This is a genomic window from Pseudomonas prosekii (assembly GCF_900105155.1).
In the GTDB taxonomy this organism is placed as follows: Bacteria; Pseudomonadota; Gammaproteobacteria; order Pseudomonadales; family Pseudomonadaceae; genus Aquipseudomonas; species Aquipseudomonas prosekii.
On the sequence record NZ_LT629762.1, the window covers coordinates 2,507,361 to 2,524,943 of the forward strand.

Annotated in this window: 13 protein-coding genes; 8 read left to right on the forward strand and 5 right to left on the reverse strand. The window is 60.3% G+C overall.

Features of this window, described 5'->3' with window-relative positions; genetic code table 11:
- Window positions 1-104 precede the first annotated feature (104 nt).
- Entirely contained in the window at window positions 105-947 is an 843-nt protein-coding gene (gene tauD, locus BLU01_RS11445) for a taurine dioxygenase (RefSeq protein WP_092274981.1), read from the forward strand.
- Window positions 948-1,402: 455 nt separating this feature from the next.
- On the opposite strand, the gene mgrA is transcribed toward tauD, so the two are convergent.
- The 3 genes from mgrA to BLU01_RS11460 all read right to left on the reverse strand — a co-directional run bounded on the left by mgrA (window position 1,403) and on the right by BLU01_RS11460 (window position 6,160).
- The gene (gene mgrA / locus BLU01_RS11450) at window positions 1,403-2,440 is read right to left on the reverse strand and encodes an L-glyceraldehyde 3-phosphate reductase (RefSeq protein WP_092274984.1); all 1,038 of its coding nucleotides are present in this window, start codon (window positions 2,438-2,440) and stop codon (window positions 1,403-1,405) included.
- A 152-nt stretch (window positions 2,441-2,592) separates the two neighbouring features.
- Window positions 2,593-3,912 (reverse strand): LLM class flavin-dependent oxidoreductase, encoded by a 1,320-nt coding sequence (locus BLU01_RS11455; protein ID WP_092274987.1) that lies wholly within the window; start codon window positions 3,910-3,912, stop codon window positions 2,593-2,595.
- 1 nt (window position 3,913) lies between these two features.
- Window positions 3,914-6,160, reverse strand: a complete 2,247-nt coding sequence (locus BLU01_RS11460) for a TonB-dependent receptor (RefSeq protein WP_092274990.1) — start codon at window positions 6,158-6,160, stop codon at window positions 3,914-3,916.
- Window positions 6,161-6,366: 206 nt separating this feature from the next.
- Between BLU01_RS11460 and BLU01_RS11465 the strand changes: the two genes are divergently transcribed.
- On the forward strand, window positions 6,367-7,407 hold the full coding sequence (locus BLU01_RS11465; RefSeq protein ID WP_092274993.1) for a LacI family DNA-binding transcriptional regulator: 1,041 nt from the start codon (window positions 6,367-6,369) through the stop codon (window positions 7,405-7,407).
- A 280-nt stretch (window positions 7,408-7,687) separates the two neighbouring features.
- On the opposite strand, the gene betT is transcribed toward BLU01_RS11465, so the two are convergent.
- Both betT and epsC read right to left on the reverse strand, forming a co-directional pair.
- On the reverse strand, window positions 7,688-9,643 hold the full coding sequence (gene betT, locus BLU01_RS11470; protein ID WP_167370469.1) for a choline transporter BetT: 1,956 nt from the start codon (window positions 9,641-9,643) through the stop codon (window positions 7,688-7,690).
- Between the two features lie 418 nt (window positions 9,644-10,061).
- A complete protein-coding gene (gene epsC, locus BLU01_RS11475) occupies window positions 10,062-11,000 on the reverse strand; it encodes a serine O-acetyltransferase EpsC (RefSeq protein ID WP_092274999.1) in 939 nt (312 codons plus the stop codon).
- Between the two features lie 191 nt (window positions 11,001-11,191).
- Between epsC and BLU01_RS11480 the strand changes: the two genes are divergently transcribed.
- From BLU01_RS11480 to BLU01_RS11505, 6 genes are all read left to right on the forward strand, one after another.
- Complete coding sequence (locus BLU01_RS11480) at window positions 11,192-12,184, forward strand: D-cysteine desulfhydrase (protein WP_092275002.1); 993 nt, start codon at window positions 11,192-11,194, stop codon at window positions 12,182-12,184.
- A gap of 260 nt (window positions 12,185-12,444) precedes the next feature.
- Window positions 12,445-13,245: a cystine ABC transporter substrate-binding protein gene (gene tcyJ, locus BLU01_RS11485; RefSeq protein WP_092275005.1), complete on the forward strand. Its 801-nt coding sequence runs from the start codon at window positions 12,445-12,447 to the stop codon at window positions 13,243-13,245.
- On the forward strand, window positions 13,245-13,910 hold the full coding sequence (gene tcyL / locus BLU01_RS11490; RefSeq protein WP_092275008.1) for a cystine ABC transporter permease: 666 nt from the start codon (window positions 13,245-13,247) through the stop codon (window positions 13,908-13,910). The genes tcyJ and tcyL overlap by 1 nt, the downstream gene beginning before the upstream one ends.
- 4 nt (window positions 13,911-13,914) lie before the next feature.
- Window positions 13,915-14,670 (forward strand): L-cystine ABC transporter ATP-binding protein TcyN, encoded by a 756-nt coding sequence (gene tcyN / locus BLU01_RS11495; RefSeq protein ID WP_092275010.1) that lies wholly within the window; start codon window positions 13,915-13,917, stop codon window positions 14,668-14,670.
- 498 nt (window positions 14,671-15,168) lie between these two features.
- Window positions 15,169-15,933, forward strand: a complete 765-nt coding sequence (locus tag BLU01_RS11500) for a hypothetical protein (RefSeq protein ID WP_092275013.1) — start codon at window positions 15,169-15,171, stop codon at window positions 15,931-15,933.
- 391 nt (window positions 15,934-16,324) lie between these two features.
- Entirely contained in the window at window positions 16,325-17,566 is a 1,242-nt protein-coding gene (locus BLU01_RS11505) for an SfnB family sulfur acquisition oxidoreductase (protein WP_092275016.1), read from the forward strand.
- The last annotated feature ends 17 nt before the right edge of the window (window positions 17,567-17,583 follow it).

The following is a 17,583-nucleotide window of genomic DNA, read 5'->3' on the forward strand; positions in this document are numbered from 1 at the left end:
CGCGATAGCGCAGTGTCAGGCGACATCGTTGTGGCGGATCCACCGCTATCGCGAGCAGGCTCACTCCTACAACAGCTCGACACCCCGGATTGAAGAGAACCACCATGAGCAACCTGACAATCGTTCCTCTCAGCTCAGCCCTCGGCGCGCAAATCAGCGGCATCGATATCAGCCAGCCGCTGAGCGCCAAACAACGCGACGCGATCGAACAAGCGCTGCTCAAGCATCAGGTGTTGTTCTTCCGCGAGCAGCCGATCACGCCGCAGCAACAAGCGCGTTTCGCCGCAAATTTTGGTGATCTGCATATTCACCCGATCTACCCGAATGTGCCCGAGCAACCGGAAGTGCTGATCCTCGACACCGCCGTCACCGACGTGCGCGACAACGCGATCTGGCACACCGACGTGACCTTCCTGCCGACCCCGGCAATGGGCGCGGTGCTCAGCGCCAAACTGCTGCCGGAGTTTGGTGGTGATACGTTGTGGGCCAGCGGAATTGCTGCGTATGAAGCGTTGTCGGCGCCGATGAAAACCCTGCTGGAAGGGCTGACCGCCACTCACGATTTCACCCGTTCATTTCCGCTTGAGCGCTACGGCAATACGCCCGAAGCACTGGCGCAGTGGGAAGCAGCGCGGCGCAAAAATCCGCCGCTGTCGCACCCGGTGATCCGCACACACCCGGTGAGCGGACGACGTTCACTGTTCGTCAGTGAGGGCTTCACGTCGAAGATCAATGAGCTGTCGGAAACCGAGAGCGAGGTGATTTTGAAGTTTCTGTTCGCACACACCACGCGGCCGGAATTCACCATTCGCTGGCGCTGGCAGAAGGATGACGTGGCGTTCTGGGACAACCGCGTGACGCAGCACTACGCGGTGGACGACTACCGCCCGGCGCGGCGTGTGATGCAGCGGGCTACGGTGTTGGGGGATGTGCCGTTTTTTCGCTGAGATTTTGCAACCACCCCTCACCCTAACCCTCTCCCCAAAGGGTAGAGGGGACTGACCGAGGTGTTTGGTCGAGATACAGCGACCTGAAAGACCTGAGTCGAACTCAGGCTTTGAAGAGCATAAGATCGGCTCCCTTTCCCCTCTCCCCCTTGGGGAGAGGGCTGGGGTGAGGGGTGGATCCGAGGTGTTTGGTCGAGATACAGCGACCTGAAAGACCTGAATCGAACTCAGGCTTTGAAAAGCATAAAGATCGGCTCCCTTTCCCCTCTCCCCCTTGGGGAGAGGGCTGGGGTGAGGGGTGGATCCGAGGTGTTTGGTCGAGATACAGCGACCTGAAAGACCTGAGTCGAACTCAGGCTTTGAAAAGCATAAAGATCGGCTCCCTTTCCCCTCTCCCCCTTGGGGAGAGGGCTGGGGTGAGGGGTGGATCTAACTGACCCACCCCAATCCAAGCATCACTCAGCCGTCGAAGGCTTTTCCCAAAGGTTGATCCCGCCCTCTTGGGCAAATCGGTCGATCTCCGCCAGTTCTTCCGCGCTGAAGCTCAGATTCTTCAACGCCCCGACGTTCTCGATGATTTGCTCCGGGCGGCTCGCGCCGATCAGTGCCGAGGTCACGCGCGGGTCGCGCAGGGTCCAGGCCAGTGCCAATTGCGCAAGGCTCTGACCGCGGCGCTTGGCGATTTCGTTGAGCCCGCGCACGTGCGCGATGTTGGCTTCGGACAAGTGCGATTCCTGCAGCGAACCGCCACCCGGACGGTTGACCCGCGCGTCCTTCGGAATGCCGTTCAGGTATTTGTCGGTCAACAAACCTTGAGCCAACGGCGTGAAGGCAATCACCCCGGTGCCGAGTTCGTCGGTGACATCCAGCAAGTCTTTTTCGACCCAGCGATTGAGCAGGTTGTACGCCGGTTGATGGATCAACAGCGGCACTTTCCACTCTTGCAGCAGAGCGGCCATTTCGCGGGTTTTCACCCCGGAATAGGACGAGATGCCGATGTACAACGCCTTGCCCTGCTGTACGGCAGTGGCGAGGGCGCTGGCGGTTTCTTCCAGCGGGGTGTCCGGGTCAAAGCGGTGCGAATAGAAGATGTCGACGTAGTCGAGGCCCAGACGTTGCAGGCTCTGGTCGAGGCTGGCGAGCACGTATTTGCGCGAACCGCCGCCCTGCCCGTACGGGCCTGGCCACATGTCCCAACCGGCCTTGCTGGAAATGATCAGTTCGTCGCGATACTGCTTGAAGTCTTCGCGCAGCAAACGGCCGAAATTGGTTTCGGCGCTGCCGTACGGCGGGCCGTAATTGTTGGCGAGGTCGAAGTGGTTGATGCCCAGGTCGAACGCGGTGCGCAGCAACGAGCGCTGGGTGTCGATCGGCGTGCTGTCGCCGAAGTTGTGCCACAGCCCCAGCGACAGTGCCGGCAGCACCAGACCGCTGCGGCCAACGCGGCGGTAAGGGATGGAGTCATAGCGGTTTTCGGCAGCGGTGTAAGTCATCGAATCCTCTCTTGTCTGTTTTAGCTGGAATCTGTAGGAGCTGTAGGAGCAAAGCTTGCTCGCGATAGCGCACGGACCTGTGGGAGCAAAGCTTGCTCGCGATAGCGGACCTGAAATCGCCATCGCGGGCAAGCCTTGCTCCCACAGAGGCGCTACGCAAATCTGTTCCCGGGCCTTGGCAATCCGAGGTTCTCGCGCAAGGTCCGGCCTTCGTACTCTGTTCTGAACAACCCTCGCCGTTGCAGTTCCGGAACCACCTCACTGGCGAAATCTTGCAGACCACCGGGCAAGTGCGGCACCAGCACATTGAAGCCATCGGCCGCGCCGTGCTCGAACCATTCCTGCAAGCGGTCGGCAATCTGTTGCGCCGTCCCGATCACGCTGTAATGCCCACGGCCACCGGCGATCTTGCGGCCCAGTTCGGCGAGGCTGAGGTTTTCCCGCCCCGCCAGTTCGGTCAGCAGTGCCTGACGGCTTTGCTGACCGCTCTCGGTCAGCGGCAACTCCGGCAGCGGCCCGTGCAACGGATACTTCGACAAATCGAAGTTGCCCAGCATACGCCCAAGTAATGCGACGCCAACCTCGGGTTCGACTAATTGCTGAAACGTTTCATATTTCTCCTGGGCTTCGCGCTCCGTGCGCCCGACCACGACAAAAACCCCCGGCATTATTTTCAGTGAATCGGCGCTGCGCCCGTAACGGCCGAGACGTCCCTTGAGGTCGGCATAAAATGCCTGGGCGCCGGCCAAGGATGTCTGCGCGGTGAACACCACTTCAGCCGTTTCCGCCGCCAGTTCACGCCCCGATTCTGAAGAACCGGCCTGGACAATCACCGGTTGCCCCTGCGGCGAACGCGCGACGTTCAGCGGTCCCTTGACCCGAAAGTGCTCACCGACATGATCAAGCACGTGTACTTTTTCCGGCTGGTAGTACGTACCGCCGAGCTTGTCCCGTACGAAAGCGTCATCCTCCCAACTGTCCCATAAACCCGTGACCACCTGATGGAACTCCCGCGCCCGGCTATAGCGGTCGGCGTGGCCGATATGCTGGTCGCGGCCGAAATTTTGCGCTTCGGCGGCATTGTCGGAAGTGACCAGATTCCACCCCGAGCGCCCACCCGAAAGATGCTCCAAAGAGGCGAACTTTCGTGCTACGTGGTACGGCTCGTTATAGCTGGTTGTGGCGGTGGCAATCAGCCCGATGCGCTCTGTAACAGCGCTCAATGCCGAGAGCAAAGTCAGGGGTTCAAAGTGCTCAGAGCGCGCCATGCGGCTGGCAATTTCGCCGATGGGCGCCGCGAGGCTGTCGGCGATGAACAACGCGTCGAACTTCGCCGCTTCGGCGATTTGCGCCAGGTGTTTGTAATGCGCGAAGTCGAGTCCGGCGTCGGCCGGCACGTCGGGGTGACGCCATGCGGCGACGTGGTGCCCGGTGGCCATCAGGAAAGCGCCGAGTTTGAGCTGTCGAGGCATGTCAGAAATCCTTGCGCAATTGCACGCCGAAGTAGCGCTCGTCGTCGCGTGGCACAGCGCGGTAAATGTAGTTGCCGCCGCTCGCCAGCAGCGGCGAGTAGGACTTGTCGGCGAGGTTTTTGCCGAGCAGCGCGACGCGCCAGCCATTGCTGTAGTCGGCCAGGGCGACGCTGGCGTTCCATAAGCCGTAGGCGCCCTGCTTGGTGTCGGCGTTCTGGCTGATGTCGTACTGCACTTCGCTCTGCCAGCTGTAGTCGGTGCCGAATTCGACATCGAGGCCGTTATCCAGCGGGATCGTGTAGTCGGCGCGCACGTAGCTTTTCCAGTCCGGGCTGAACGGCAGTGGCTTGCCGTTGACGTTGCACGAGGCCGCGGCACCCGCCGGGCAGGCGAATTCGTCGATGCGCGCGCGGGTGTAGGCCAGCGCGCCGGAGAATTTCAATTGCTGGGTTGCTTGCAGTGCGTAATCGAGCTCGACGCCTTCGGTGCTGACGCTGCCGGCGTTGATCAGCCGCGTCACCACTTGGCCGGCGACGGTGTCGAAGAAGTTCGCTTGATAGTTGTCGTAATCGCTGTGGAAAACCGCGAGGTTGGTGGTCAGCCGATTGTTCCAAGCGGTGGCTTTGATTCCGGCCTCCCAGGTGTTGGAGGTTTCCGGTTTCAGCGCCTCGGTATCGCGTGGCTGCATGTTGAAAAACACGTTGTACGCCGGGCCTTTGTAGCCGCGCGAATAGGTCAGGTAGGTGGTCACCGTATCGCTCAAGTCGTACTGCACGCCGAGGCGTCCGGACCAGCCATCCTCGCCCACCGATCCTGAACTGCTGGTGGCCGGTTGAATGCCGCTGACGGTGGTGGCGGAGGTGGAAACGCGGCGGTGATCGTATTCCAGATCGTCGTGGGTCCAGCGCAGGCCGGCGATGCCGCGAAAATTCGAAGTGAAGTTCAGTGTGCTTTCGCCAAACACCGCGTAGCTGTCGCTGGTGGTGCTGTAATCGGCGACGCCACGGTTGAGGCTGGTCGGGGTGGTCAAGGTGCGCTGATAGGTTTCGTCGTCCTTGCCGTGCATGTAGAACAGGCCGCCGACGTATTCGAGAAACTCACCTTTGGGCGATGCCAGGCGCAGCTCTTGCGAGTATTGATCGAACGCCAGGTCGCCCTTGTCGGCGGTGCCGGGAAACGCCGCGGTCACGCTGCCGAGACGGTCGCCATCCTGATACTGCGTGTTGTCCCAGCCGCGCCACGCGGTGATCGAAGTCAGGGTGTAATCGCCGAGGTTCCAGTCGAGCTGGCCGGACAGGCCTTTGTTGACGTCTTCGACGTGGCTGCGGGTGTCGGTGTTGATGTCGCGATTGTCGCTGGATGGCCGCACCGGGTTCAGCGCAGTGCTGAACGCCGGGGCCAGGGACTTGCTGACGACGCCATTCGGGCCGTCGTCGTGGGACTGCATGTAGTCGGCGATGACGGTGAATTTGAGCTCGTCATTCGGCGTGAATTCGAGTTTGCCGCGCGCGCCTCGGTGGTTGTAGCCGTTGACCTCCTGGCCGTTGTGCTGGTTGTCGACGTTGCCGTCGTAGCTGCCGAACAACGTGCTGATCGAGCCTTTCAACGTGTCCGGAATCAGGCTGCCACCGAGGCCGAAACGGGTACGGCTTTCGTTGCCGCTGTAGTACGACTGATCGATGAAACCGTGGGTCTCGGCGCTCGGCGCTTTGCTGGTGATATTGAGCACGCCGGCCGAAGCATTCTTGCCGAACAGCGTGCCTTGCGGACCGCGCAGCACTTCGATGCGCTCGAGGTCGAGCAGGTCCAGCGTTGCTTGCCCCGGGCGCGCATACACCACGCCGTCGATCACCGTGGCCACGGTCGGTTCGACGCCCGGCGAGGTGGAAATGGTGCCGACGCCACGCACGAACAGCGAGGTGTCTTTATTCGACGCGCCGGTGCGGAAATTCAGCGAAGGCACTTGCTGGACGATGCTCGCGACGTCGTTGCGATTGTCGCGTTCGAGCTGTTCGCCATCGAGCACCGAGACCGCCACCGGGACTTTCTGCAATGACTCTTCGCGCCGGGTAGCGGTGACTGTGACGGACTTCAGCGTTGGTTCCTGATCCGCAGTCTCGACGGCAAACGCGCCTGCGCTGGGCAGCGCGCTCAACCCGGCGAGCAACCAGCCCAGATGCGCTCGGCGTGGCGTGGCAGCACGAATCGATCGCGCCAGTTTTTGTGTTTCCCCAGGAATGCTGTGCATGGTCTGCCCGCTCGAAAATGTGCCCTGAACCACTGCCCTTCTGTGAGGCAGCGACGGTGAATGTGTCTTGGGCATTCGCTCGAGCGAGTAGCAGACAGAACCCTTTGTTAGCGCTAACATCGCCAGTATCGGCAAGCCAGCCATAGACCGTCCAATACTGAAAAATTACTTTTATATGCTTTTTGGTTTTTAAGAGGGGTAGCCCGTTGAGTGCAGACAAGCCTCGCAAACGCCGTGGCGCCGGTCGCGTCACGCTCAATACGGTGGCGCGTGAGGCCGGGGTTTCGGCGATCACCGTGTCGCGCTATTTCAATCAACCGGAGCAGGTGTCGCCGGAGCGCCGCGAGCGCATTGCGGCGGTGGTTGCGGAGTTGGGTTACGTGCCGAATCTGGTGGCTGGCGGGCTGGCGTCGGCACGCGGGAAGATTGTCGGCATGGTCATTCCGAACATCTCCGGGCCGATCTTCGCCAACACGATCCAGGGCTTCAGCGACACGCTGAGCCAGCACGGTTATCAGTTGTTATTGGCCTCAAGTTATTTCAGCGCCGAGCAGGAAGAAAATGCGGTGCGCGCGTTCCTCGGCTGGTCACCGGCGGCGCTGGTGCTGACCAGTCATTTTCACAGTGCCGGCACGGAAAAAATGATCGCCGAAGCGGACATCCCGGTGATCGAAACCTGGGATTACCAGCCTGAGCGTGAGCCTTTGCAGATCGGGTTTTCGCATTTTGAAGTCGGCGTGGCCGCTGCGCGATATCTGCATGGCAAAGGTTATCGACGCATCGCGTTTGTGCAGAACAGCGCGCCCGGCGACTTCAGCGCGCTGGAGCGCCGTGACGGTTACGCCGCGACAGTTGCTGAGTTGGGGCTGGCGCCGTGGGTGTTCGCGCCGGATGTTGATCGAGCGCCGTTCGAGGCCGGCAAACAGGCCATGCAAGTGCTGATGAACACCTCGCCGCGCCCCGACGCGATCATCTTCGCCAACGACAACCTGGCTGCCGGTGGTTTGCTCGCCGGGCAGCGCGCCGGACTGAACATCCCCGAAGACTGCGCCGTGCTCGGCTTCGGCGATTACCCCTTCGCCGAAATGCTCCTGCCGAGCCTCAGCACGATCAAACCCCCGGCACTGGAAATCGGCGTCCTCGCCGCCACCCGCGTGCTGCAAAGCCTGGGGGTTTTAGCGGTGGAGCACGAAGTCCAACGACTGAACCTGCTGGAATGCCAAGTGATCGAACGCGAAAGCGCCTGACCTACCGGCCATCTCTGCGGGAAGCAAGGCGTGCCCGCGAAAGCGACCGGCCAGACAACATTTCTGCTGGATGACATGACGCCTTCGCGGGCAAGCCTCGCTCCTACAGGGAGCGGCGTCAGGCCGATAATTCGCGCAGCGCTGCCGCCATGCGGATTGATCGTCAGCGTGAGGTTTGATGATGTTCGCAGGAAACCGCAGGCTCGCTCCTGCGTATGCCGGTGGCGGCGCTGGTTTTGTTCAGGGTGCTGAGCAAAACCTGGGCGCCACCGGCGGCTGATCAGCGAACCAGGTGCAAGAACTGCATGTGCCGTTCGTACTGGTCGAGGATGTCGTTGATGATCTGGTCCTTGGTGTAACCGACCAGATCGTAGTCCTGACTGCCCTCGCTCAAATGCACTTCGGCGCGGTAGTAGCGGCGGTTGTTGAGTTGTTTGGAACCCATGCCGCCACGCGCGAAGGATGGCGTGAAGTAACCACGCATCTGCACCTGATAGATAAACGGATGCTCCTCGCCGTGACCGATTTCCAGGCTGACGTTGTCGTTGGCCGGGTCCGGCTGAGTGACCACCTTCAAACCCTTCTCGACGAACACGGCGCTCACTTCTTCAATCGCCGGGCGCACCGTCGTATCGAGGAAGCGGTAAACCTCATCGCGCGACGGGAAATGCACAGCCTGAGTCAAGCGTTGACGCCAACCGCCACGGCGCGAACCGGAGACCGGCGCCAGCGAATGCATCTGCGCAATCTGCTTCTGCGACTCCAGATAGAACGCCTTGTGCAGCCCCCACATCATCAGCAGCAAGATCATCGAGAACGGCAACGAGGTCAGCACCACCGCGGATTTCAGTGCATCAATGCTGCCGGAGAACAGCAGCGCGCTGGTGACCAAAGCGGTCATCGCGCCCCAGAACACCCGCAGCCACTTCGGCCCGTCTTCATCCGGGTTGCCCCCCTTGGCGGACAGAGTCGACAGCACCACGGTGCCCGAATCGGCCGAAGTGACGAAGAACACGAAGCTGATAAACACCGTGACCGCGATTACGGTTTTGCTCCACGGGTAGGTTTCCAGCAGCAGGTACAGGGTCATCGACGGGTTATCGATGGCCGACATACCCAGCGCGGTCATGCCGTGGTTTAGCACTTGATCGATGGCGCTGTTGCCGAAAATCGACATCCACGCGAGGGTGAAACCGAGCGGAATCAGCAGCACGCCGAAGACGAATTCGCGGATGGTCCGGCCACGGGAAATCCGCGCGATGAACAGGCCCACGAACGGCGACCATGCAATCCACCAGGCCCAGTAGAACACCGTCCAGCCACCCAGCCAGTCGCTCGGTTTGTCGTAAGCGTAGAGGTCGAAACTCTTCATCGGCAACGCGCCGAGGTAGTCGCCGATGTTCTGGATCAAAGTGTTGAGCAAGTGCTGGGTGGGACCTGCGAACAACACGAACAGCAGCAGCGCGCAGGCGAGCAGCATGTTGATGTCGGACATCACCCGCACGCCTTTATCGACGCCGGACACCGCGACAATGATCGCCGCGCCCATCATCAGCGTGATCAGGCCGACCTGAATCCACTGCGTGTGAGCGATGCCGAACAGGTAGTCGAGGCCCGAGTTCAGGTGCAACACGCCGAACCCCATGTCAGCGCCGAGGCCGAACACCGTGGCGATGATGCCGAAGCCGTCCACCGCATAGCCGATCGGGCCGTTGATGCGCTTGCCGATCAGCGGGTACAGCGCCGAACGCAGAGCCAGCGGCAGGTTGTGCCGATACGCGAAGTAGGCCAGCGCCATGCCGACGAACGCGAACACGCCCCAGCCATGCAGGCCCCAGTGCAGAAACAGAATCTGCATCGCTTGGCGTGCCGCATCCGGCGTACCGGCGGTGCCTTGCGGCGGTTGCGCCAAATGCGTCAGCGGTTCGGACACGCAGAAAAAGAACAGCGTGATGCTGATGCCGGCGGCGAACAGCATGCCGGCCCAGGACAGATAACTGAATTCGGGTTCGTCGTGGTCGGCACCGAGTTTGATCTTGCCGTAGCCAGATAACGCGGTGACCACCACGAAGACCAGATAAAGCGTCATCGCGAGCATGTAATACCAGCCGACCGTGTTGGCCGCCCAGTTTTGCGCTTCGAGCAGCCAGGCACCGGCCTGCGCGGGCATGGCGATGACGATGATGCCGAATAACAGAATAAAACCCGCAGCGAAGTAGAACACTGGCGGGTTCATGCGGACTTGGCCGCTTGGTGGGGCAGTCGGAGCACTCATGAAACGTGCGCCTCAAAGGGGTGGAACCGGGCAATCAATAACGGACTCGGCAAGGGCAAGCCTCCTGTTGTGAGCGGGCAGCAAACCGGCGGTTTAACTTGAATGAGCGTTCAAGTTAAACATGAATCGGGCGCCGGGGACTAATCGCAGGGCTCGGCGGTCGCCTGACTACGCTAGCTCAAGGATGCGTATGACGTGGGGTTTGGTGGATTCGTTCAGTGCTCAGTGAGCTAAATGCCATTATTGCGGCCCGGCTTGAAGCCATTCGCGGGCAAGCCTCGCGCTTACAGGCGCCTGCGCCGACCTGAAAATGGCGCAAAACCTGTAGGAGCGAGGCTTGCCCGCGAAGAGGCGGGCTCAGCCAATCAAGATTCAGGCCCTACTTCTGCATCCCGTCATCATGCTGCAAGTTCGCCTGCGTCAGGTTGCACCCCGCCGGCACGCTGCGGGTCAGCCACACGTTGCCGCCAATCGTCGAACCCTTGCCGATGGTGATGCGCCCAAGAATCGTCGCGCCGGCGTAGATCACCACATCGTCCTCGACAATCGGATGGCGCGGATGGCCCTTCTGCAACTGGCCGTCCTCGTCCGCCGGGAAACGCTTGGCGCCCAAAGTCACAGCCTGATAAATCCGCACACGCTCGCCAATGATCGCGGTCTCGCCGATCACCACGCCCGTGCCGTGATCGATAAAAAAACTGCGGCCGATCTGTGCGCCTGGGTGAATATCGATGCCGGTGGCCGAGTGCGCGATCTCCGCGCTGATCCGCGCCAGCAGCGGCAAACCGGCGCGGTACAGGTGATGGGCGAGGCGGTGATGAATCACCGCGAGAATCCCCGGATAGCACAGCAGCACTTCATCGACACTGCGCGCCGCCGGGTCGCCGTGATAGGCCGCCAGCACATCGGTGTCGAGCAGGCTGCGCAGCCCCGGCAACGCGAGGGCAAAATCCTGGATGATCGAAATGGTCCTGGCTTCGAGCTCAGTGTCGAGCTGGCGATCGATTGCCGCACTGTGCCGCGCGGCGTAGCGCAGTTCGAGCCGCGCCTGCGCCAGCAACGCATTCAACGCGACGTCCAGCGTGTGGCCGACGTAGAAATCTTCGCTCTCTTCGCGCAAGTCCACCGGCCCCAGACGCATTGGGAACAGCGCGCCGCACAAGGCTTCAAGAATCTCCGCCATCGCCGCGCGGGACGGCAACTCGCGACCACCCTGCTCGCCACTGACGCGACCGTTTTGGCTGCGCCACTGATCCCGCGCCGTGCGCAGCTGGCTGACGATGGTGTGCAATTGCCAATGGCTGGAACGCTCGCTCACGGTAGAAAACTCCTCACGGGCGGCCGGACTGTCTGGCCGCACTGACGGCGATCACTTTACGGCAACGTCCGGAGGGCGAATTAAGAACCAATTGTGCTGTCATCAGAACTGATGGATATAAGCGACTGGCGGTTGCCCGAACAAATGGGCGTGCCTATAGTCCTGTGATTCTCCTGCGCCAGTACGGACCCATGATCAAAAATTCGCTCGCCCGCTTCAACCGCCTCGACCTGCTCGGCCACCCTACCGCGCTGGAAAAACTCGAACGTCTGTCGACCTGGCTGGGCCGCGATGTTTACGTCAAACGCGATGACCTGACGCCGCTGGCGATGGGTGGCAACAAGCTGCGCAAGCTCGAATACCTCGCCGCCGATGCGCTGGCGCAGGGCGCGGACACGCTGATTACCGCTGGCGCGCTGCAATCCAACCACGTGCGCCAGACGGCAGCGATTGCCGCCAAGTTAGGCCTGGGCTGCGTGGCGCTGCTGGAAAACCCGCTGGGCACGGACGACGCCAACTATGTCGGCAACGGCAATCGGCTGTTGCTGGAGTTGTTCGACGCCAAAGTCGAATTGGTCGAGAACCTCGACAACGCCGATGAGCAATTGCAGGCCTTGGCTGATCGGCTGCGCAACAGCGGTAAACATCCGTACGTGGTGCCGATTGGTGGCTCCAACGCGTTGGGCGCGCTCGGTTACGTGCGCGCCGGCCTGGAGCTGGCCGAGCAGATCAAGGACAGCGGCTTGCAATTCGCCGCCGTGGTATTGGCCTCGGGCAGTGCTGGCACTCACAGCGGCCTGGCGCTGGCGTTGAATGAAGTTTTGCCGGATTTGCCAGTGATTGGCGTGACGGTTTCGCGCAGCGACGAAGATCAGCGGCCGAAGGTTCAGGGCCTGGCCGAGCGCACCGCGGAGTTGCTGGGTGTAAGCCTGCCGGCGAGTTTCAAAGTTGAATTGTGGGACGAATATTTCGGCCCGCGTTACGGCGAACCGAACGCCGGGACGTTGTCTGCGGTCAAGTTACTCGCGAGTCAGGAAGGCTTGTTGCTGGACCCGGTATACACCGGCAAAGCGATGGCCGGGCTGCTTGACGGCATTGGTCGCGGACGTTTTGACGAAGGCCCGATCATCTTCCTGCACACCGGCGGCGCCCCGGCGTTGTTTGCCTATAAAGACTTCCTGTAAACGAACACCCCGTGGCCACAGGTCATCACGCCACTCATTTATTCTTTAAAGGAATAACAGAATTGTTATTTAGTATTTTCCTATCTAACAGCATCGTCATATAGTCGCGCCGCAGGCGAATTTGGCGCAGACGCATAAGCTGCTTTAGGGCAGGATATCGCAGTCGTCCAAATCCCGATTTTGCCAACATTGCCAATAGCATCGTTCACAAGAAACCGTCTTTCATAAAAAAACGTCTTTCAAAAAAACAGGGGCTTGTCATGAATTTTTCCGCACTACGTCGAAATCTGCTGGTAGGTTCGCTGGGCCTGGCACTCAGCGCCGGCCTGATGGGGCAAGCGGTTGCCGGTGAGCAACTGCAAAAAATCAAAGATGCTGGCGTGATCAACGTCGGCCTGGAAGGCACTTATCCACCGTTCAGTTTCGTCGACGCCGACGGCAAACTGGCCGGCTTCGAAGTCGAATTCTCCGAAGCTCTGGCCAAAGAGTTGGGCGTGAAGGTCAAACTGCAACCAACCAAATGGGAAGGCATCCTCGCGGCGCTGGAATCCAAGCGTCTGGACGCCGTGATCAACCAGGTGACCATCTCCGAAGAGCGCAAGAAGAAGTATGACTTCTCCGAGCCGTACACCGTTTCCGGGATTCAGGCGCTGGTGCTGACCAAGAAAGCTGCGGACCTCAACATCAAGTCCGCCGCCGACCTGGGTGGCAAAAAAGTCGGCGTAGGCCTGGGCACCAACTACGAAGAGTGGGTCAAGAAGAACGTCCCGACCGCTGACGTGCGCACTTACGAAGACGATCCAACCAAGTTCCAGGACCTGCGTGTCGGCCGCATCGACGCCATCCTGATCGACCGTCTCGCCGCCCTCGAATACGCGAAGAAAGCCAAGGACACCACCGCCGCCGGCGAAGCGTTCTCCCGTCAGGAAGCCGGTGTCGCCCTGCGCAAAGGCGAGCCTGAGTTGCTGGCCGCGATCAACAAAGCCATCGACAAGCTGCGTGCCGACGGTACGTTGTCCAAGCTTTCGGAAAAATACTTCAGCGCTGACGTCACCAAGTAATGGGCGACGCTTTCCAACTCGCACTGGACTCCGCGCCCTTCCTGCTGAAGGGCGCGTATTACACGGTGATCCTCAGCCTGGGCGGGATGTTTTTCGGCCTGGTGATGGGCTTCGGCCTGGCGTTGATGCGCTTGTCGCGCTTCAAACTGGTGAGCTGGATTGCTCGCATCTACGTGTCGTTCTTTCGCGGCACGCCGTTGCTCGTGCAACTGTTCGTGATCTATTACGGCTTGCCGCAATTGGGCCTCGAACTTGATCCGCTGCCGGCCGCCCTGATCGGCTTCTCGCTGAACATGGCCGCCTACGCCTGCGAAATCCTCCGCGCCGCGATCAGCTCCATCGAGCGCGGCCAGTGGGAAGCCGCCGCCAGTATCGGCATGACCCGCGCGCAGACCTTGCGCCGGGCGATCATTCCGCAAGCGATGCGCACGGCGCTGCCGCCACTGGGCAACAGCTTCATTTCGCTGGTCAAGGACACCGCGCTGGCCGCCACTATTCAGGTGCCGGAGCTGTTCCGTCAGGCGCAATTGATCACCGCCCGCACTTTCGAAATCTTCACCATGTATCTGGCCGCCGCGCTGATCTACTGGATCCTTGCCACGGTGCTTTCGCACCTGCAAAACCAGTTGGAAGCCCGGGTCAATCGGCACGACCAGGAGTCCTGACCCCATGATTGTCGTGGAAAAACTGACAAAGCAGTTCAAGGGTCAAGTGGTGCTCAACGGCATCGATCTGCAAGTGAAGGAAGGCGAGGTCGTGGCAATTATCGGCCCCAGCGGCTCGGGTAAAACCACGTTCCTGCGTTGCCTGAATTTCCTCGAAGAACCTACCAGCGGCCGGATCAAGGTCGGCGACATCGAGATCGATGGCAGCCGCCCGCTGAACCAGCAGCAAAGCCTGGTGCGGCGTTTGCGCCAGCACGTCGGTTTCGTCTTCCAGAACTTCAACCTGTTCCCGCATCGCACGGCGTTGGAAAATGTCATCGAAGGCCCGATCGTGGTGAAGAAAATGCCCCAGGCCGAAGCGATTGCCCTGGGCAAAAACCTTCTGGCCAGGGTTGGTCTGGCGGGCAAGGAAGACGCTTACCCGCGACGCCTTTCCGGTGGTCAGCAACAGCGCGTGGCGATTGCCCGAGCGTTGGCGATGGAGCCGGAAGTGATCCTGTTCGATGAGCCCACCTCGGCGCTCGATCCGGAATTGGTCGGCGAAGTGTTGTCGACCATTCGCAGCCTCGCCGAAGAGAACCGCACCATGGTCATCGTCACCCACGAAATGGGTTTTGCCCGTGATGTGGCGAACCGTGTGGTGTTTTTCGACAAGGGTGTGATTGTTGAACAAGGTGAAGCCAAGGCATTGTTTGCCAACCCGCAAGAAGAACGAACCAAGCAGTTTCTCAGCAAGTTTCTGAATAACACCCAGCATTAAAACCCCGCCATACCGATTGTTAACTTCCATGGATGGAAGTTGCATTCGCCCTCCCCACGCAAATTGCCAACTTCTCGACACCTTTGACTTATCTCGAAGCCAAGCTATATAACTTCGCGCCTGCACGTGCGGTACATATATATGTCCTGCAATAAATTTATTCAGCTTAAAGTCGGACGGGTGTGCAGGTCAGCCTCGCATGTGCTTCACCATGCGCGAAGCCTATTTCAGTGAAAAAATGCAGATTATTCGACGCCACGCTGAGGATTCTTAACTTCACCGTGTAGGACATTTCTGATTAACCGAAAATTGATCCACCAACTAATCAACTCTATTGACAGTTAATCAGGCGCACTCTTATCTAGTCGCCAGCCAATGCCAATCGCAACTAATCAACCTTTAACCATTCGACACTTACAACCAACTTTGTTGCGCCGTAATTCACGCTGATTGATCTTCCAGAAACGGACTTCGCTGCAAGACCTCAAGGAGAGCACCATGACCAGTACCTCGAACATATCCGAACTTGCGGCCCCGACCCTGGCGCAATCGCACAAGAGCGGCATCAACAACGCTGCCGCCGCGCACCTGCTGATCGACGTCGCGCCCTACTCCGGCATGGAGGCTGGCGACCTGATCGAGTTGTACTGGGACGACTGCTATGTCGCGTGCACCACCGTGATCGCTGGCGATGTTGCCCAAGCCTTGCAGCTACGCGTGCCGGAGAGCTTCGTCAGCAATGGCATTGCGCAGATTCGCTACCGCGTGATGCAGGTCGGACAAAACCCGGCGCTGTCGCCGACGACGCTGGTGCGGATCAAACTCGATTGCCCGGGCGGCCAGGCGCCGGCGCTGTGTGGCGACGAAAACCAGAGCCTCGCGCCGGTGAGCCTGCCCGAGACCATCCGCCGCCACGGCGTGAACCCCAACCAGATCAAACGCGGCGTGCCGCTGACCATCGAGCCGTATTTGAACATGGCCATCGATGATGAGATCACGCTGCGCTGGGGCGATGTGCGCATGGATTTGCCCAGGCTCAAGGCCGGCGATATCGGCGAGCCGATCCAGGTCTGGGTGCCGCCGGCGATCATCCTTGAGGCCGGCGAAGACCTGCGTCTGGAAGTGACTTATTGCATCCTCGACCGCGTAGGCAACAACTCGCGCTGGGCACCGCCACGGACGCTGAAAATCGGCTGCGCCAATCCGTATCTGAAAGTGCCGCTGCGAGAACAACTCAAAGCCGCCGAAACCCGCAAACAGTAAAACCATCACCGAAACCCTGTGGGAGCGAGCTTGCTCGCGATAGCAATCTATCAGTCGAAATCTCCATCGACTGACACGGCCTCATCGCGAGCAAGCTCGCTCCCACAGGGGTTGCGGATCATTTTGACGGCCGAACTCAGCTCCCGGCTGTTGCCCCACAAACAACTGTTGCTCCGCGGACAGACGCCCTTCTATGCATATTCCCAAAAGTTAGTTTATTAATTTTTTATACGCGATTAGGGTATATGCACCGGACCACCGGACATTCTTGTTATTCGCTCGCCGCCACCCTTGCGGCGTTTTTCATGAGATGTGAGGTAGGTATGGTCCGGAACACAATCACCCCAGTGCAGATCGCCAGGGCATTGCGTGCAGCCAAGGAGCGGCACTGATGTCCAGTCTGGCAGATGCAATCGTTCAGAGTGATCTGGATATCGCCCCCCTGTTGTTGCCCGCGCAGGTTTTGCGCAACGACGCGCAAGCCATCAAGGCTGCCCACGAGCTGGCGAACGTCGCCCGCCTGCAAGCGGCCAAACGCGACAAGCAGCGCAAGTTGCCGTGGTCGGAAATCGAACAGTTCACCCGCAGCGGCCTCGGCAGCATTGCGATCCCGCGCGAGTACGGTGGGCCGCAGGTTTCATTTGTCACCATTGCCGACGTGTTCGCGATCATTTCCGCCGCCGATCCAGCCCTCGGGCAGATCCCGCAAAACCAGTTCGGCATTATCAATCTGGTGCTCGGCAGCGCCACCGAGGCGCAGAAAAAGCAGCTGTTCAAAAGCGTGCTTGAAGGCTGGCGCATCGGCAATGCCGGGCCTGAGCGCGGCACCAAAAACACCCTCGAACTCAAGGCCCGAATCACCGCAGACGGTGACGGCTACGTGATCAACGGGCAGAAGTTTTACTCCACCGGCGCACTGTTCGCGCACTGGGTCGCGGTCAAGGCGTTGAACGACGACGGCAAGCAAGTATTGGCCTTCGTCCGGCGTGGCACGCCGGGCCTGCGCATCGTCGATGACTGGTCCGGGTTCGGCCAGCGCACCACCGCCAGCGGCACCATTTTGCTCAACAACGTGCGGGTCGATGCCGAGCTCGTTGTGGATAACTGGAAGATCAACGACAGCCCGAACACCCAGGGCGCGGTGTCGCAATTGATTCAAGCGGCGATCGACGCTGGCATCGCTCGCGGCGCTATCGATGACGCCATCGAATTCGTCAAAACCCGCGCGCGGCCCTGGATCGATGCCAAAGTCGAACGCGCCAGCGATGACCTCTACGTGATCGCCGACATCGGCAAACTGAAAATCGAGCTGCACGCCGCCGAAGCGCTGCTGCGCAAGGCCGGGCAAGTGCTCGATCAGGTCAACGCCGCGCCGCTCACCGCCGAGTCCGCCGCGCGCGCCTCGATTGCCGTGGCCGAAGCCAAAGTGCTGACCACCGAAATCTCCCTGCTCGCCAGCGAAAAGCTTTTCGAACTCGCCGGCAGCCGCGCCACCCTCGCCGAATTCAACCTCGACCGCCACTGGCGCAACGCCCGCGTGCACACCCTGCACGACCCGGTGCGCTGGAAATATCACGCGGTCGGCAGCTACCACCTCAACGGCACGTTGCCGGCTCGTCATTCCTGGATTTGACCAGACACTTTTAACCA

Excerpts from the sequence above, each read along its gene's own strand:
- BLU01_RS11460 (WP_092274990.1), bottom strand. The coding sequence starts at position 6,160 with ATGCACAGCATTCCTGGGGAAACACAAAAACTGGCGCGATCGATTCGT.
- tauD (WP_092274981.1), top strand. The coding sequence starts at position 105 with ATGAGCAACCTGACAATCGTTCCTCTCAGCTCAGCCCTCGGCGCGCAA.
- tcyN (WP_092275010.1), top strand. The coding sequence starts at position 13,915 with ATGATTGTCGTGGAAAAACTGACAAAGCAGTTCAAGGGTCAAGTGGTG.
- mgrA (WP_092274984.1), bottom strand. The coding sequence starts at position 2,440 with ATGACTTACACCGCTGCCGAAAACCGCTATGACTCCATCCCTTACCGC.
- BLU01_RS11455 (WP_092274987.1), bottom strand. The coding sequence starts at position 3,912 with ATGCCTCGACAGCTCAAACTCGGCGCTTTCCTGATGGCCACCGGGCAC.
- BLU01_RS11505 (WP_092275016.1), top strand. The coding sequence starts at position 16,325 with ATGTCCAGTCTGGCAGATGCAATCGTTCAGAGTGATCTGGATATCGCC.
- tcyJ (WP_092275005.1), top strand. The coding sequence starts at position 12,445 with ATGAATTTTTCCGCACTACGTCGAAATCTGCTGGTAGGTTCGCTGGGC.
- BLU01_RS11500 (WP_092275013.1), top strand. The coding sequence starts at position 15,169 with ATGACCAGTACCTCGAACATATCCGAACTTGCGGCCCCGACCCTGGCG.
- tcyL (WP_092275008.1), top strand. The coding sequence starts at position 13,245 with ATGGGCGACGCTTTCCAACTCGCACTGGACTCCGCGCCCTTCCTGCTG.
- BLU01_RS11480 (WP_092275002.1), top strand. The coding sequence starts at position 11,192 with ATGATCAAAAATTCGCTCGCCCGCTTCAACCGCCTCGACCTGCTCGGC.
- betT (WP_167370469.1), bottom strand. The coding sequence starts at position 9,643 with ATGAACCCGCCAGTGTTCTACTTCGCTGCGGGTTTTATTCTGTTATTC.